The sequence below is a fragment of the Stenotrophomonas sp. STEN046 genome, assembly GCF_056759755.1.
On record NZ_JBRRDR010000005.1, the window covers coordinates 24,117 to 40,344 of the forward strand.

The window sequence follows — 16,228 nt, forward strand, 5'->3', positions numbered from 1 at the left end:
TTACTATGTAACATTATGGACCACATCCCGACCTCGCCCGCAAGGGCCCCCGCCCAGCCGCCAGCTTCGGCACGCTGGCATCCCCGTGTCGACCTGGCAGGTGCCTGGCTGTCGCTGGCCTGTGCCGCGCATTGCGTTGCCCTGCCCCTGCTGCTGGATGTGCTGCCGGCGGCGATGATGGCGCTGCGTTCGTTCCGGCATCCCGCGCATGGGCTGATGACCACGCTGCTGCTGATGTCACGCTGGGAATGGCTGTTCGCGCTGCTCGCCTCTGCGGTGGCGATCACCAGCACCACCGCCGGCAGGAAACGGCACCGGCAGCGGCTTCCGCAACACCTGGCGATGGCCGGTGCGGCGCTGCTGCTGGGCGCTTCGATCCATGCCCCGCTGCGGGAATCACTGCTCTGGCACGCCGTTGCAACCACCAGCGGAGGCCTGTTGCTGGCAATCGCACATCTGCGCAACCGCCAGGTGCTGCGGCTGCGGCGCTGAGGCAGGTGCGCGGAAAACCCCGGGGATGGTCCGGCGCTACCGGTGGGCGTCGAATACCTCGGCTACCCAGTCGATGAACACCCGCAGCCGCGGCGACGGCGTGCGGTTGCGCGGGTAGACCAGGCTCAACGGGCTGGGCGTGGGCGGTGTGCCTGGCAACAGTTCAAGCAGTCCGCCTGCGGCGATGTAAGGGTCCATCCGGTAGCGCGGCGCCTGGATGATGCCCAGCCCGGCCAGTGCGGCGCCGAGAAACGCATCGGCGCCGGACACGCGCAGGCGCGTCGGCAACACGACATGGCGCACCTGCGCACCCTGCTGGAACTCAAGCGGGATGACCTGCCCGGTCGCACTGGAGCGGTAGCCGATCATCTGGTGGCCGTGCTGCAGCGCCTCGATGCTGTCCGGCTGCCCGTGTAGCTGCACATACGCCGGCGCGGCGACCGTCACTTCGGGCAGCATCGCCAGGCGTCGCGCAGCCAGATCACTGTCGGCCAGGGTGCCGACCCGCAGCGCGGCATCCACGCCTTCGCGCAGCAGGTCCACATAGCGGTCGCCCTCGCTGATCTCCAGTTCCACTTCCGGATAGCGCTGCAGGAACCCGGGCAGGTGCGGAAACAGCAGCAGGCGACCCAGCGTGCCGTGCACCTCGATGCGCAGCGGCCCGCGCGGCGGCGCGTCACGGAACGCGGCCTCGGCGTCGTCCAGGTCGGCGATCAGGCGCAGGCAGCGCCCGTAGAACGCCTCGCCCTCCAGGGTCGGCACCACCAGACGGGTGGTCCGGTGCAGCAGGCGCACACCCAGCCGTTGCTCCAGCGCCTTGATGGCATCAGTCACCGTGGCCCGCGGCAGGCCCAGGTCTTCCGAGGCACGGGTGAAGCTGCGGCGCTCGACGATGCGGACGAACGCGCGCATAGCGGTGAATCGGTCCATTGTTCGGTGATCCGGATGATGTTGGCGGATTATCCATGATTATCCGGACCTGCGAATCGACGATCCTGCTCCCACGCCACCCCGGCGCGCCACCGGAACCGATCATGACCACTCCCGCCCCCCAACGCATCGCCCTGGTCACGGGTGGCTCGCGCGGCATCGGCGCCGCCATTTCACGACGGCTGGCGGCCGACGGTCACGCCGTGGTGATCAACTACGCCGGCCGCCGCGATGACGCCGAGGCGCTGGCCGCCGAACTCACTGCCAGTGGTGGCCAGGCGATCGCCCTGCAGGCCGACGTGGCCGATCCGCAGGCGCTGCGCATGCTGTTCGACGCCATCGACGCCCGCTTCGGTGGCATCGACGTGGTGGTCAACAGCGCCGGCGTGCTGCAGCTGGCCGCGCTGGCCGACAGCGATGACGCGCTGTTCCAGCGGGTGATCGACATCAACCTCAAAGGCGCATTCCATGTGCTGCGCGAAAGCGCCAGGCGCCTGCGCGACGGCGGCCGCATCGTCACCCTGTCCACCAGCGTGGTCGGCATCAAGCTGGAAAACTACAGCGTGTATGCCGCCAGCAAGGCAGCGGTGGAGACGATGGGCGCGATCCTCAGCAAGGAACTGCGCGGGCGCGGCATCACGGTCAATGCAGTCGCCCCGGGGCCCACCGCCACCGATCTGTTCCTGGACGGGAAGTCGCCGGAACTGATCGATCGGCTGGCGAAGATGAATCCGCTGGAGCGGCTGGGTACGCCGGAAGACATCGCCGGCGCGGTGGCGTTCCTGGCCGGTGCCGATGGCGGCTGGATCAATGGCCAGGTGCTGCGGGCCAATGGTGGGATGGTGTAGGTCAACATGCCAACGGTAGTCGCCCACCTTGGTGGGCGCCGTCCATCAGCCGCCGGGCATGGCCCGGCGTTACCGTAGGTGTTACCGCGACATCGAATACGGGGCCTGCGCGCCCTGCCCCGGCCAGTCCTTGTTCGGCTCGGCCTGCATAGTGAAGCGCAGTTCGCCGCCGGCCAGGATCTCGTCATGGCGCAGGAACGTGCGCTGCAACGGCTTGCCGTTCAAGCTCACGCTGCCCACGTAGGTATGCCTGTCGTCCAATCCGTCGGCCACGATGGTGAAGGTCTTGCCGTTGGGCAGGCGCATCGCGGTCCTCGGCAGGAACGGACGGCCCAGGATGTACTCGCCCGAGCCCGGCGCCACCGGATAGAAGCCCAGCGCGGTGAACACGTACCACGCCGACATCTGGCCGACGTCATCGTTGCCGGCCAGGCCATCGGGACGGTCGGCGTACTGGGTGTCCATGATCTGCTTCAGCCGGGCCTGGGTGCGCCACGGCTGCCCGGCATACGAATACAGGTAGGCCACGTGATGACTGGGCTCGTTGCCGTGCGCATACCAGCCGATCAGGCCGGTGATGTCTTCCATGTGCTCGAAGATGGACGGGTCGACCTTGGCATTGAACACTTCATCCAGGCGCGCCAGCAGCTTGTCGCTGCCACCATGCACTGCGGCCAGGCCGGCCACATCCTGCGGCACGTACCACGAGTACTGCCACGCGTTGCCTTCGGTGTAGTCGGTGCCGTAGCCGCTGGCGCTGGGATCGAACGGCGTGCGGAAACTGCCATCGCGCTTGCGCGCGCGCATGAAGCCGGTGTCCTTGTCGAAGGCGTTGCGCCAGTTGCCGGCACGCTTGTCGAAGGTCGCGGCCACCTCGGTCCTGCCCATCGCCTGCGCCATGCGCGCAATGGTCCAGTCGTCGAAGGCGTATTCCAGCGTCTTGCTGGCCGCCTCGCCTTCCTCGTCGATCGGCACGTAGCCGAGCTCGCGATACTGGGCGATGCCATCGTAGGGACCGTAGTTGGCAGTCTCCACCATGGCCTTCAGCGCCTTGTCGGCATCGAAACCGCGGATGCCCTTGACGTAGGCATCGGCGATGACCGGCACCGCGTGGTAGCCGATCATGCACCAGTCTTCCAGGCCGTGGAACGACCACACCGGCAGCATGCCGTAGGGGCTGTGCTCGTGATGGGCCAGCATCGAATTGACGAAATCGCTGTTGCGCTGCTCCGGCTGCACCAGGGTCAGCAGCGGGTGCAGCGCACGGTAGGTATCCCACAGCGAGAACGTGGAATAGTTGGTGTAGCCCTTGGCCTGGTGCACCGCGTTGTCCGAGCCGCGGTACTGGCCGTCGGCATCCATGAACAGCGTCGGCCCCAACAGGGTGTGGTACAGCGCGGTGTAGGCGCTGCGGCGGGCGTGCTCGGGGGCCTCGATATCCAGCACCGACAGCGCCTGCCTCCATTGCTGCCTGGCCTGTGCACGCACGCGGTCGAAATCGAAATCGGCCACCTCCGCGTCGAGGTTGGCGATGGCGCCGGCCTCACTGACCGGAGAAATGGCCACCTTCACCACCAGCGGCGCGTCCAGCTTGCCGAAGTTGAAGGTGCCGACCAGCTGCTTGCCTTCGATCTGGGCGCGCTGCGCCGGATCCTTCTCGCCCGGCGGCGGGAACCCCTTGTAGGCGATGTCCTTCTCGGTGCTGTGCAGCTCGTGGCCAGCCAGCGGCCGCGAGAAACGCATGGCGAAGAACACCTGGCGGCCTGGCGCCCAGCCACGCGTTTCGCGGAAGCCGGTGACGGTGCCATCGTTGCGCACGCGCACCCGCGACCACAGGATCTTGCCCGGGTAGTCGTACATGCTGGTGCGCATGTCCAGCAGCACTTTGGCCTCGGCCCCGCGGGGGAACGCGTAGCGGTGCACGCCCACGCGGGCGCTGGTGGTCAGCTCGGCGCGCACCTTGTAGTCGTCCAGGGTGACAGCGTAGTAACCGGGCTCGGCCTTTTCATCATCGTGGCGGAAACGCGAGGCGTAACCGCTGCGTGGCTTGTCCGGATCGCCACGTTCCAGCCCCGGGTTGCCGGTGAATGGCATGACCAGGATGTCGCCCAGATCGGAATGGCCGGTGCCGGAAAAATGCGTATGCGAGAAACCGACGATGCTGCTGTCGTCGTAGCGGTAGCCGGCGGCCCAGCCATAGGCCTTCTCACGCGGCTGGATGCGCGTATCCGGGCTGAGCTGGACCATGCCGAACGGCACCGTTGCACCGGGATAGGTGTGGCCCTCGCCACCGGTGCCGATGAACGGATCGACCGAGGCGTAGGCCGCATCGGCGGCGGTCTTGGCAGGAGCGGCCGAGGCCAGGCCGGAGGCGAACATCGCGGTGGCGGCGACAGCGATCAGGAGACGACGTTCCAGCGTGGGCATCGGCATTTGGATCGATTCAGGTGGTGGTCGAATGCTAGCACCGGGCTGGCGGTGTCGCATGCTGCGCTGCGGTCATGCATGACGACCCGCCCTGCCGAGCGAAGGATGCGGCGACAGAGCGGGCCGAATCATCAGCGGGCTGCCAGCTCCTTTCCATCACTGGCCTGGCACCAGGTCTTGCCGATCACCGGGCATCCATTGGCATCGCCCAACAACTGGCCGAGCAGTGCCTGCCATTGCTCCTGGTCCTTCATGTACCACTCCACGCCGTGCTCGTGGTGGCCTTTTGCCGGCACCGGGAAGCCGATCACCATCAGTTGCCCGGCCTGAGGTGCGAGGGCCTTGCGCGACCATTGAAATGCTTCGGCGGTGCGCACGGCCATGCAGGTGTTCCCGCCGATGGCGCATGACACGCCCAGCTTGGTGGTCGCGCTGTCACGCGGACTGGTGCCGAGGATCAAGCGTGCCGGCACAGCGCCTTTCGCGCCCTTAGCAAAACCGTCGAAGGCGCTCAGTGGCTGCGCCGGAATCAACATGGCGACCCGCAGGTCAACAATGTTCCTGGGTACGGCATAGGCGCCATCAAGCGCCCCCGCGCGCTCCTTCAACTGCGGAGATCCCTCGAAGCCGCGATAGCTGTGACTGCCATCGCCAAGTGCGTTGGTCACCACGTAGGCCCCGGAGCTGTGGGTGAATATCCTCACCCGCAGGTCTGCATCCAGCTGATTCAGCACACGGCGCAGCTGTTGCCCGACGCGCGGGCCGTTGTACTGGGCCTCGCCCCAGATGCCGATGCCGGCGTCGTTTCCCAGCAGACCATCCCAATACACGCGGGTGCTGCGTACCTGCGGGTAGTCCGCCAATACCGCCTTTTCGAAAGGCGCCAGCCAAGCGTTGGCCTTGGGGAAATCGTTGTTGAACCCGTGCACCACCAACAGTACGTCCGCGCCCTTCTGTGCATTCAACTGCTTCACTACCGTCCTTCGCAGCGCGTCCTGCACCGCCTCCCAATCACGGTCGAAATCGCTGCTGCCTTCAACCTGCGCATGCGTAAGCAGCTTCTTCCATCCGGGCTTGCCGGTACTGGCCTGCCATCGGTACATGCCACGGAGCGTCACCACTTCCAGTGGCGCTACGGCACCCACGTCCGGGTCGAGGGTCAGCATCGCTGCGGTATCAACCGGCACGCCGAACGGCGGATACAGATCGCCGGCGCGGTCGAGGAAAATGGCATCGGGTGCCTGCTCCCTCTGCTCGTCCGGGTACACCACGTTGGCGGCGTGTGCGGTGCTGACCACGAGCGTCGCGGCAAGCATCACCATGTTGATCAGAAACCTGTTCATCGTTACCCCCTGTTCGTCCAATGATCGACAGATGGGCGCGGCAAGCCGCCCATCGATGCAGTTGCAACGGCAGACAACGGTCCTGCGGGTTCGATTCCGACGCCTTCCCCGGCGCCGGCCCCGCCGTTATACCGCATCCCGGCACGGCCCGCCCGGGGCTGCGAGCGTGCCGCCCAAGGCATGTCCCCTGACGTATACGGCCTGGCAGAAGTGCAAGCAGTTGTATGGAAACCGCAGAGCCCGCTTGCGATCCTTTTGGAACCGTTGGCGACATCGGAAGGGCCGTTGATGACGTCACATATCGCGATTGGAGACACTCAGGTGAGATCGAACCACCACAGCCCCCGCCGGCGGCCAGCAGACGAGCGCTGCAACAGAGACGTCGTGTGGAAATCGAGACTGTGACGTGCGCAGGATGGCCACGCAGCGGGACGACCGCTGCCGGGATTGGAACCCCGGAAATGAATTACTGGAGCTGCTTGCCGTGACTACGGCGGGCGGTGCGCGGCGGCCGCATGGCCCAACGGCGTTTCCAGTAGTTCAGCCGGAGTTCCAACCCCGCACCGCCCGCCACCCTACAGGTGGCCATGTCCTTCAAGGAGCCATCGCATGTCACACGAATCCCCCGTCCTGACCCCGGAAGTGGAATCGCTGTTCTTCCGCATCGAGCACGCCCTGAACACCGCCGAGGGCATGGCGATGATGATCGGCGAGAACGAGCCGGCCGACCCGCAGGCGCATCTTCGCCCGGGATACAGCGTGCAGAAGATCAGCGTGGCAATGATGGCGTTGAGCCAGCATGGGCGGCGGCTGTTGCATGAGCTGCGTGGGCAATACGTGCGGGTGACGCTGCATTGAATCCTGCAGCCCAGTCGCGCATGGCTTGGCAGCAATCAGCCGGGCATGGCCCGGCTCTACAGAAAGAAGAATGTGATCAATCCGGCAGCGCGCTCTGCAGCGTTGCCAGATCGGCGGCGTCCACCGGGCGCACCACGCGCGCCACTTCCGTGCCGTCACGCAACAGGATGACGGTGGGCCAGAGCTTCACCTGGAACGAGCGGCCCAGCGGCTTGCCCTTGCCATCCTCGATCTTCCAATGCGGCAGTTCGTGCGCGTCCACGAACGCCTGCAATGCCGGCTGGGCGGCCTGGCAATGGCCGCACCACGGCGCACCGAATTCCAGCAGCAGCCAGCCGGCCTGCGCGTCAACCTGCGCGCGGGCCGGCTCTGCTGCAACGTGGTCACGCATGAACGGCATGCGCGCTACGCCGCCAGTGCTCGCTGGATGTCTTCCAGCGGTGCGTTGGTCAGGTCCTTGGCGATATCGGCCAGCAGCCGCGACTGGGTTTCCTTGTGCAGCAGCGGACGAATGCGGCCCAGCGTGGTCGGATCGGCGATCAGCACAAGGTGCGCATAGCGGTTCTTGAGCGCGTCTTCATTGAGCTGCTCGGCCACCTGCTTGGCGAACGTCGCCTCGTTGAGCTGGGAGATGGACATGTCCTTGGGCACCGCACCGGCCGGCCCCTGCCCGGAAACGCCCTGTTCACTGATGTCCTGCAGGCGCAGTTCGCCCTCCTGTTTCAAGCTCAGCTTCTGCTCGCTGCCAACGTTGGTGAACACGCGTGCTGAGCCACCATCGGCGACAACAACCAGGGTGCCTTCGGGAATGCGACGGGTCATGCGTTACTCCTTGCGTTGGTTCGCAACCACGGTAGAAGTTGCCGTGTGAGTGCAACGAGCACAACCCGTTCATTCCGCGTAACCACCGTACCTGCATGAACAGGCGATCTGGAACGCAGCGTTCGCACAGGCGTGTTTCTCTGCATGCTCACACCGTAACCGTTATCATGAACAGATGATCGACACGACCCACTGCATGCCTGCCGCCGTTGCGGGCATGCGGGAAGCACTGCCGACAGGCGCTTCGCTTTCCATCATCGCTTCCCCCTCGCCGTTCCATCGCCTCGCGCTGGATCCCGGCGGATAACGCCTGCGGGCCCTGCCCCGCCGCTGATTCCAGCGCGTTGCGTTCATTCCTGCGCTGACACTGATCGGCCCTGTCCGATTGTCCGCTGCTTCTGCGGCGGGCCATGCTTGTCGCGTGCGCGGCAGCTGCCTGCACACGCCCTCTCTGCCCGCTTGCGGGCACTCACTCCGATGTCCCTGCGCCTGTTGCGCCAGCATCGCCGTTTCCGACTTTCGGGACATTTCGCACCGCCCATCCCCCACATTCCATTCTTCCAAGGGAGTCCCCATGCAGGACAACTCCGATGCCCATGCCCATTTCGGCTGGTTCAAACGCCGCCGCCACCTGAAGGTCGATGAGATCACCGTCGTCGACAAGCCCATGCTCAAGCGCGCCGTCGGCGCCGCTGCACTGGGCAATGCGATGGAATGGTTCGACTTCGGCGTGTACGGCTATCTGGCCGTCACCATCGGCCAGGTCTTCTTTCCGTCCAGCAACCCCACCGCGCAGGTAATCGCCGCGTTCGCCACCTTCACCGTGGCGTTCCTGGTACGCCCGCTGGGCGGCATGGTGTTCGGCCCGCTGGGCGACCGCTACGGGCGCCAGAAGGTACTGGCCTTCACCATGATCATGATGGCGATGGGCACCTTTGCCATCGGCCTGATTCCCTCCTACGAGCGCATCGGCATCTGGGCGCCGGTATTGCTGCTGCTCGCACGCATCGTGCAGGGCTTTTCCACCGGCGGCGAATACGGTGGCGCGGCCACCTTCATCGCTGAATATTCCACCGACCGCAATCGCGGCCTGATGGGCAGTTGGCTGGAGTTCGGCACGCTGGGCGGCTATATCGCCGGCGCCGGCACGGTCACGGCACTGCACATGCTGCTGAGCAGCGCGCAGATGCTGGACTGGGGCTGGCGCATTCCGTTCCTGGTGGCCGGCCCGCTGGGCCTGCTCGGCCTGTACATGCGCATGAAGCTGGAAGAAACCCCGGCCTTCCGTGCCTATGCCGAGGAAGCAGAAAAGCGTGACCACGAGCGACCGGGGCTGGGCGAGCTGCTGCGCGTGCATGGCCGCCAGCTGATCGTGTGCATGGGCCTGGTGCTGGTGTTCAACGTGACCGACTACATGCTGCTGACCTACATGCCCAGCTACCTGAGCGTGACCATGGGCTATGCGGAGAGCAAGGGCCTGCTGCTGATCATCATCGTGATGCTGGTGATGATGCCGTTGAACATCGTCGGCGGGCTGTTCAGTGACAAGCTGGGCCGGCGGCCGATGATCATCGGCGCATGTATCGCGCTGCTGGTGCTGGCGGTGCCGAGCCTGCTGCTGGTGGGCAGCGGCAATGACTGGCTGATCTTCCTTGGCCTGATGCTGCTGGGCCTGGCGCTGGTGTGCTTCACCAGCTCGATGCCCTCTACCCTGCCGGCGCTGTTCTATACGCCGGTGCGCTACAGCGCGCTGTCGATCGCGTTCAATGTGTCGGTGTCGTTGTTTGGTGGCACCACGCCACTGGTTACCGCCTGGCTGGTGGAGCGCACCGGCGATCCGCTGGTGCCCGCCTACTACCTGATGGTGGCCGCGGTGATCGGCCTGATCACGATGATGTTCGTGAAGGAAACCGCGGGCATGCCGCTGCGTGGTTCGCCGCCGGCAGTGGGCTGCAACAAGGAAGCGGCCGCGCTGCTGAAGGGCGATGGCCCGGTGACCGTGGACCGCACCCTGCCGCCGTTGCCGGAAGCCGGTGAGCCGGAACAGGTAACCCGGGCCTGAGTGAGTGCGGTGGCGCCGGGCGTTGGCCCGGCGCTGCCGTATTCGGGGAGCGTCAATCCACGCGGGTCAACGCGCCGGGCGACCAGCGCAACCTCCACACATAGTCCCCATCGGGCGGACAGATGTGTTTGAAACCCACCACTTCGCAGGTTCTGGCGCCGGCTACTACATTGAACGCAACCACGATGTGGCTGCCCTCGATCCTGATCGAGCGTACTGCGCCGGGAATCTGCTCGCCGGCATCATCGGCATAACCTGATTGGCGGATTGCCGCGAAGATTTCGGCATCGGTCCGGGCCAGGCTTTTCGGGTTGACCTGGCCACGCGGGTCATTTTCCTTCAGTGCCGTCATCACCATGACCGCGTTGCTCTGTGGGAAGGAGCCACCGGTGTAGGTGGCGCTGTACAGGTAGATCACTTCGGAACGCCCGTCGCCATCGAGATCGGCAACGGCGGTCCATACCGGATGGAAACTGTGCTGGATGTCATCACCGGGAATCCAGCGCAGTGAGGCCTGGGCCGCGTCATAGGCCTGCACCAGACTGGGGGGTGCGATCTTTTTCGCAGCCATCGCCGGCAGGCAGCCGAACAATGCGGAAAGTGCGAACGCGGCAGACAGCAGGAAGGTGTGGGAAGCTGCATATCCTTGCATGATGATGTCCTTGTCGGGTGACTGGCGTGAGCCGCCGGGCATGGCCCGGCGCTGCCGAGGTGCGATCAGTCGGCGCGGGCCAGCTTGCCCGGCGTCCAGCGGTACACCCAGGTGTGCTTTCCTTCCGGCGGGCAGGCCGCCTTGCCGCGCACGCACAGTTTTGAACTGCGGCTGCTGTTGAAGGTCACGCGGATGCGGTCGCCTTCCATGCTGACCGTTTCCATTTCACCGGGAATGTGCACGCTGGCATCATTGGCGTAGCCCGACGCGCGGATCATCGCGTAGGTTTCGTCGTCATAGGCGGTCTTGCCGGGCGACGGCGACTGCCCACGCGGATCGCCCTCGGCCAGCGCCGTCATCACCACCAGTTCGTTGAGCTGCTGCGCCGGACCACTCTGGGTGGCGGTGTACAGGTAAAGGATTTCCGGGCGGCCATCGCCATCCAGGTCCGCGTTGCCAGCCCACAGCGGGCGGTAGTCGAACTGGCTGTCCGTACCCGGGTGCAGCCGCAGTGATGCCTCTGCGGTGCGCCGCGCCTTGTCGTAGGTGATCGCTTCCGCCTTCGCTTCATCCTCTGGCGCGTCCCCAGGCGGCGCTGCGGCCCACGCCATCGGCGCGGCCGCCAGCGTCACCATCATCCCCAGCGCCTGCAGGCCCAGAGCCCGTGCTCGCTTCCGTTGGTGCATCTGTTACACCCTGATTGCCGACTGTCCGGCAGCGATCATCGCATACGAAACCGCACCGGCTGCCGTTGCGCAGCCGCCGCGGGGTCAGGACGCCTGGGCAATGGCTGAAGGCGCGTCGGTCTGCAGCAGGCTGTCGCGCTCGCGCAACGGGAAGCGGATGTGTGCGTCCACCCCTTCAGCGCGGAACTGCAGCTGCCCGGTGCCTGCCAGCTCGTAGGGCACACGCTTTTCGATCAGCGAACAGCCCATGCCGCGACGTTGCGGCGGCACCCAGTCGGCCACAGGCGCGTGCCGCTCGCACCAGTGCAGTGCCAACCACGGCTGTGCGCTTTCCTGGCTGATGGCCCAGTGCACCTCGATCTGCCCTTCGCCCTGGGCCAGGCGGCCATGATTGAGCGCGTTGGTCGCCAGCTCATGGATGACCAGCGACAGCACTTCGGCCGCCTTGGGCGGCAGCAACAGGTCTTCGCCCTGCAGGGCGTACTGGCCAGGCAGATGCACCTGCGCGGCGATTTCCTCGTCCAGCATGCCGCGCAGGCACACCCCGGCGTTGGCGGCACGGGTCAGCAGCGCCTGGGTCCGGGCCAACGACATCAACCTGCCGGTCAGCCGTTCGGCGTACTCATCCACGCTGCCGACCGATTCCTGCGTGCGCCAGGCGATGGCGTGGATGGTGGCCATGATGTTGCGCACACGGTGCTGCAGCTCCGCCAGCAGCACCGACTGCCGCTCGGTGGCGCGTTTGAGTTCATCGATGTCGATGGCAACAGCGAACACGCCACTGACTTGACCTTCGGCATCGCGCAGCGGCGCGGCGGCAATGCGGGTCCAGCGCACCTGCCCGTCATCATGGGTGAACTGGAACTCCAGCCCCGGCACCACGGTTTCACCACGCAGGGCGCGGGCGATGGCGAAGTCGTGTGGTTCGATCAGGCTGCCATCGGCGTGCCAGCCCTGCCAGCGGTGCTGGTTGCCCTGGTCGGCCGATGGCACCTGGCCGGTCGGCAGGTAGTTGCGCATCTGGTCGTTGGACAGCTGCACCCGGCCCTCGGTATCGGCGATGCACAACCCCACCGGCAGCATCCGGAAGGCCAGTTCCAGCCGATGATCGCTTTCCCGGCGCCGCTGCTGCTCGCATTCGCGCGCGGCCTGGGCGACGTGCGCAGCGGTGGTGTCGAACATCGTCACCAGCACGCCGTTGATCTGTCCGGCACCGTCACGGATCGGGCTGTAGGAAATGGTGAACCACACATCCTGCAGTTGCCCCTGCCGCGCCAGCGGGTAGCACTTGTCCTGGAAGTTGAGGGTTTCGCCCTGCCAGACCCGATCATAGATCGGCCCGTTGATGTGCCAGACCTCGGGCCAGCAGGCCTGCGTAGGCTGGCCCAGGCCGCCGGGGTGCTTGTCTGCCAGGATCTCGGCGTAGCCATCGTTGTAGAGCTGCACCAGATCCCGGCCCCACAGCACGATCATCGGGAAGCCGTGGGCCAGCATCAGGTCCACGGTTGCGCGCAGGTGCGATGGCCATTGTTCGCGCGCGCCGAGGGGCGTCTGCGACCAGTCGTGACCGGCAATGCGCGCGGCCATGCCGTCGCGCCGTGCATGCAGGGCGCGCGCATCCGGGGCTGCCGAAGAGTGTGGGGACGAACCAGCACCTGCCAATCGGGTCATATGCAGCGATCAGGCGGTACTGGCCGACGCGCGCCTGATCGACAGCAGGTGGGTCAGCTGCTGTGCCAGTGCTTCGATGCGGTACGGCTTGGAACAGCGCGGTGCGCCGGCGAAGCGGCTGGGCAGGTTGTCGTCATAGCCGGAGGTGAGCAGGAACGGGGTGCCCGCCGCATTCAGCCGATCAGCCAGCGGATACACCTTTTCGCCACCCAGGTTGATGTCCAGCAGCGCAGCATCCACCGCGTGGCTGTCCAGCAGGCGGCCCAACGCTTCCAGATCGCCGGCCGGGCCTATCACTTCGGCGCCTTTCAGCTGCAGGTATTCGGCCAGAAACATCGCGATGGCGAATTCATCTTCCGCCACCAGCACCCGAACGCCCTTGAGGCCTGAATCGTTGTTGCCTGCCTGTACCACGTGTCGCACTCCTCTGCCACGGCGGCACCGGATGGCCGCCATGCCTGCAGAGTGGCGAAATCGGCTACAAGGGCGCGTGACGAGCTGCCGATGAAAGCGTTGCCGGGCCTTGACGCGGCACAGACAGCGGCCCTGTCAGGTGGAGCGGGTGCAGAACGCCGGGCCGGGCAACGACGGGGATGATGGCGGCCGACCGGAGGCGGAGTATGCGCAGCGAAGGCGCAGGCGGGAAGCGATGCCGCGATGGCAACCGGTTCCAGTACGATCTAAGCCAGTGACACCGTGGCGGCGTGGGTTGAGGCCCGCGCCGCCTTTTTTGAAGCGGTCGAGCATGGCTCGACGCTATAGACAGATGGAGACTTCGATGGCCTACGCACGCATTGTTTCGACCGGCGACAACTACCTGCACCACATCAGCAATGGCAGTTTCGATGTGGACGCCGATGAACCGGCATCGCTGGGCGGCCAGGGCAAGGGCTTCGCGCCGTTCGACCTGTACCTGGCATCGCTGGCGGCGTGTACTGCCATCACCCTGCGCATGTATGCACAGCGCAAGGGCTGGGAGCTGGGCGAGTTCCATGCCGAGCTGCGCTCGGAGCGTGATGCCGATGGTCGCTTCCACGTGCACCGCGTACTGCACGCCAGCGCCGAGCTGAGTGATGCGCAGTGGCAGCGGTTGCTGGAAGTGGTGGAAAAGACCCCGGTGACGCTGGTGATGCGTGAGGGTGCACGGATTACCAGCGAGCGCGGGCCGGTCGCATGATCGTGGGGTTCGCCGGGCCATGCCCGGCGATCCGTTCCAACGCGGCCGTTCAGCGCCGCGAATGCAGCACGGTGCGTTGGCGCATGGCGTTGAACTCCTGCTCCACCTGCTGGATGTCCTCGGCCTGGAAACCGGCCGCATCCAGCAGCTGATCGGCGGCGGCCGCCGCCAGCGGATCATCGTCGCGCTGGCGCCAGCAGCGTGCCGGCAGGAAGTATCCCACCTCGCTGCGCCCCCGCATGATCACCACCGGGCGCCCGGCATACAGCAGGAACTCGGCCAGATGCTGGCGCAGGCCCTCCACCGACACGTAGGCCGGCCCGATGCCCAGCATCTGCGCGGCGGGCTCGGAACTCTCGAACAGCTTGCGACGGCTCATCCACTCCTCCTGTGTGCAACGTGTGGTCCTCTTCCCTAGACGGGCGCATTGCTGCGCCCCCGCCACACCGGCCGTGACTGCGGTCACGTTGTCCGATCAGAAACCGGTATTGAACTCCAGCTGGAACACATCGATGGACAGCGGCGCGCCCGAGACTTCCTTGGCCGCCATCCACTTGCCACTGATCCAGCTGCGCGCATCCAGCGCATAGGCGCCGCCGACATAGTAGCCACGCGCGTTGGTGCCACCCAGGTGGAAGTTCGGATCGTTGTAGGCATCGGGCAGCGCATCGGCTTCAATATGCTTGTAGCCCAGCAGCGCCTGCCACTGGCCCTTCTCCTTCAGTTCGGTGGCGCCGAAGGTGGCCTGCAGCATCCAGGCGGTATCACCACTGCGGAAGGTATCGATGCTGGCGGTACCGCCGGCGCCGTAGTTGTTGACGATGCCGTTGTTGGCGCGAGCGAACATCGCCTGCTTGTCGTAGGCCAGGTTGCGGATGAAGTCGCCTTCCAGGCGCATGCCGATGTCCTGCGCCAGCTGGGTGTCCCAGCGCAGGTTGAAGGTCGCAAGACGGAACGCCGAGGCCAGGCCGACGTACTGCGGGGTCGGCGTGTTGGCCGGGTCCAGCGGGTTGCGTGCGATATCGCGGATCAGCATCAGGGTGTTGCCCTTCTGCATGAACACCGGGCGTGACCAATCGGTATCGCAGCCTACCGCGCCGGCATACAGCGCACACGGCGAGGACAGGCGACCACTGATGTTCTTGAAATCGTAGTAGCCCAGTGCCGCACGTAGTGCGTTGTCGTCGTTGAAGCGCCAGTTCACGCCCACCTGCGCGCCGGACAACCACTTGTTCTCGTTGGGGGTCTTGACCCGGCTCTGGCTGGGTGAACTGTCAGAGGTGTATTCCAGCGGCGCCACCGCCAGATTGGCGAACAGGCCGACATCACCGCCATCGATGTCGTACTTCAGGTTGGCGGCCAGGCCATCGAAGTTCAGGTCGTTGGAGAACAGCGTATCGCTGGTCCAGAACGGATTGCCGAAACGACCACCCCGCACGGTTACCCAGTCTGCCGGGGCGTAGGCCAGCCAGGCCTGGTCCAGCCACAGATCCTTCTTGCCCAGGCCACCACCGAGCTGTTCGGTGGTGGATACCGGGCCATTGCTGCTGCCGCTGGCCAGGCGGACACCGGCGGTGGTGTGCTCACCGATCATGGCCTCGATACCCAGTCGCGCGCGGATTCGCCACAGGTTGCGACGGTCCTGGCGGGTGTTGAGCAGCGGCGGCAGCTGCAGATTGGTATTGGTGTTGGTGTCGAAGCCGCTGCCGGCGTTGATCGACGCCCAGTTGGTCTCGATGTCGCTGTTGCGTTCGGAGTAGAAGCGCGACTCGCTGCGCACGCGCATGTCACCGCTCACCTTGATGCGCTTGGTCCATTCGGCCACTTCGTTGGGTGCCGCCCAGCCTTCGGCCTTCGCCTGCGCCATCACGTCCTGGCGGACTTCGTCACGGATGCCATCGCGTACGCTCTGCGGCACGTACGGCACGCGCACGTCGCCTGCCTCCAGCGCGATACCGCCGGTGCTGGCAGCGGTCGCCGTGGCGGCCGTGCGCTGTGCGGCCGCCGCCTCGGCTTCGGCCTCCAGCAGCAGGGCCTGGCCGTCGTCGGGCTTCAACGCACCGCTGGCGATCAGGCCCTTGATCAGCTTGACCATGGTGGTTTCGGCGGCCATCGCACCGGCCGGAGCAGCCAGGCTGAGCAGCACGGCGCAGCACAGCAGCGCCCGTCGGGCCGGCCGCAGGCGGCGGGAGTCGATTCGTGCGCGGACGTGGTCGTTCATCACGGTTCTCATCGAAAGAAGGGAAATCACGGAAGTCAG

At 65.9% G+C, this 16,228-nt stretch carries 16 protein-coding genes; 5 read left to right on the top strand and 11 right to left on the bottom strand.

Annotated features, from left to right (window positions below; genetic code table 11):
- The first annotated feature begins 15 nt into the window (after positions 1-15).
- A complete protein-coding gene (locus ACVOLJ_RS04080) occupies positions 16-492 on the top strand; it encodes a MerC domain-containing protein (protein WP_481563521.1) in 477 nt (158 codons plus the stop codon).
- A gap of 36 nt (positions 493-528) precedes the next feature.
- On the opposite strand, the gene ACVOLJ_RS04085 is transcribed toward ACVOLJ_RS04080, so the two are convergent.
- Positions 529-1,422, bottom strand: coding sequence for a LysR family transcriptional regulator (locus ACVOLJ_RS04085; RefSeq protein WP_481563522.1), 894 nt, complete (start codon positions 1,420-1,422; stop codon positions 529-531).
- Between the two features lie 104 nt (positions 1,423-1,526).
- Between ACVOLJ_RS04085 and ACVOLJ_RS04090 the strand changes: the two genes are divergently transcribed.
- Positions 1,527-2,270 (top strand): SDR family oxidoreductase, encoded by a 744-nt coding sequence (locus ACVOLJ_RS04090; RefSeq protein ID WP_475278925.1) that lies wholly within the window; start codon positions 1,527-1,529, stop codon positions 2,268-2,270.
- 81 nt (positions 2,271-2,351) lie between these two features.
- Here ACVOLJ_RS04090 and ACVOLJ_RS04095 read toward each other — a convergent pair whose 3' ends face one another.
- On the bottom strand, positions 2,352-4,703 hold the full coding sequence (locus ACVOLJ_RS04095; RefSeq protein ID WP_481563523.1) for a GH92 family glycosyl hydrolase: 2,352 nt from the start codon (positions 4,701-4,703) through the stop codon (positions 2,352-2,354).
- A 125-nt stretch (positions 4,704-4,828) separates the two neighbouring features.
- A complete protein-coding gene (locus tag ACVOLJ_RS04100; protein ID WP_481563524.1) occupies positions 4,829-6,040 on the bottom strand; it encodes a hypothetical protein in 1,212 nt (403 codons plus the stop codon).
- A 609-nt stretch (positions 6,041-6,649) separates the two neighbouring features.
- On the opposite strand from ACVOLJ_RS04100, the gene ACVOLJ_RS04105 reads away from it, so the two are divergent.
- The gene (locus ACVOLJ_RS04105) at positions 6,650-6,898 is read left to right on the top strand and encodes a hypothetical protein (protein ID WP_475278928.1); all 249 of its coding nucleotides are present in this window, start codon (positions 6,650-6,652) and stop codon (positions 6,896-6,898) included.
- A 76-nt stretch (positions 6,899-6,974) separates the two neighbouring features.
- Here ACVOLJ_RS04105 and ACVOLJ_RS04110 read toward each other — a convergent pair whose 3' ends face one another.
- Positions 6,975-7,298 (bottom strand): thioredoxin family protein, encoded by a 324-nt coding sequence (locus tag ACVOLJ_RS04110; RefSeq protein ID WP_475278929.1) that lies wholly within the window; start codon positions 7,296-7,298, stop codon positions 6,975-6,977.
- 5 nt (positions 7,299-7,303) lie between these two features.
- A complete protein-coding gene (locus ACVOLJ_RS04115; RefSeq protein ID WP_475278930.1) occupies positions 7,304-7,720 on the bottom strand; it encodes a baeRF12 domain-containing protein in 417 nt (138 codons plus the stop codon).
- 574 nt (positions 7,721-8,294) lie between these two features.
- Here ACVOLJ_RS04115 and proP point away from each other — a divergent pair.
- Positions 8,295-9,782, top strand: coding sequence for a glycine betaine/L-proline transporter ProP (gene proP, locus ACVOLJ_RS04120; protein ID WP_475278931.1), 1,488 nt, complete (start codon positions 8,295-8,297; stop codon positions 9,780-9,782).
- A 52-nt stretch (positions 9,783-9,834) separates the two neighbouring features.
- Here proP and ACVOLJ_RS04125 read toward each other — a convergent pair whose 3' ends face one another.
- The 4 genes from ACVOLJ_RS04125 to ACVOLJ_RS04140 form a co-directional block, all read right to left on the bottom strand.
- Positions 9,835-10,476: a hypothetical protein gene (locus tag ACVOLJ_RS04125; protein WP_481563525.1), complete on the bottom strand. Its 642-nt coding sequence runs from the start codon at positions 10,474-10,476 to the stop codon at positions 9,835-9,837.
- A gap of 23 nt (positions 10,477-10,499) precedes the next feature.
- Complete coding sequence (locus ACVOLJ_RS04130) at positions 10,500-11,072, bottom strand: hypothetical protein (RefSeq protein ID WP_475278933.1); 573 nt, start codon at positions 11,070-11,072, stop codon at positions 10,500-10,502.
- 132 nt (positions 11,073-11,204) lie between these two features.
- Positions 11,205-12,707 (bottom strand): sensor histidine kinase, encoded by a 1,503-nt coding sequence (locus ACVOLJ_RS04135; protein WP_481563526.1) that lies wholly within the window; start codon positions 12,705-12,707, stop codon positions 11,205-11,207.
- A 93-nt stretch (positions 12,708-12,800) separates the two neighbouring features.
- A complete protein-coding gene (locus ACVOLJ_RS04140; protein WP_475278935.1) occupies positions 12,801-13,205 on the bottom strand; it encodes a response regulator in 405 nt (134 codons plus the stop codon).
- Positions 13,206-13,569: 364 nt separating this feature from the next.
- Here ACVOLJ_RS04140 and ACVOLJ_RS04145 point away from each other — a divergent pair, with 364 nt between their 5' ends.
- Entirely contained in the window at positions 13,570-13,968 is a 399-nt protein-coding gene (locus ACVOLJ_RS04145) for an OsmC family protein (protein WP_475278936.1), read from the top strand.
- Between the two features lie 49 nt (positions 13,969-14,017).
- Here the strand turns inward: ACVOLJ_RS04145 and ACVOLJ_RS04150 are convergent, their stop codons facing one another.
- Together ACVOLJ_RS04150 and ACVOLJ_RS04155 are read right to left on the bottom strand one after the other, a co-directional pair.
- A complete protein-coding gene (locus ACVOLJ_RS04150) occupies positions 14,018-14,347 on the bottom strand; it encodes a hypothetical protein (RefSeq protein ID WP_481563527.1) in 330 nt (109 codons plus the stop codon).
- A 96-nt stretch (positions 14,348-14,443) separates the two neighbouring features.
- Positions 14,444-16,189 carry a putative porin gene (locus ACVOLJ_RS04155; protein ID WP_481563528.1) on the bottom strand — a complete coding sequence of 582 codons (1,746 nt, stop codon included), beginning with the start codon at positions 16,187-16,189 and terminating at the stop codon, positions 14,444-14,446.
- Between the last annotated feature and the right edge of the window lie 39 nt (positions 16,190-16,228).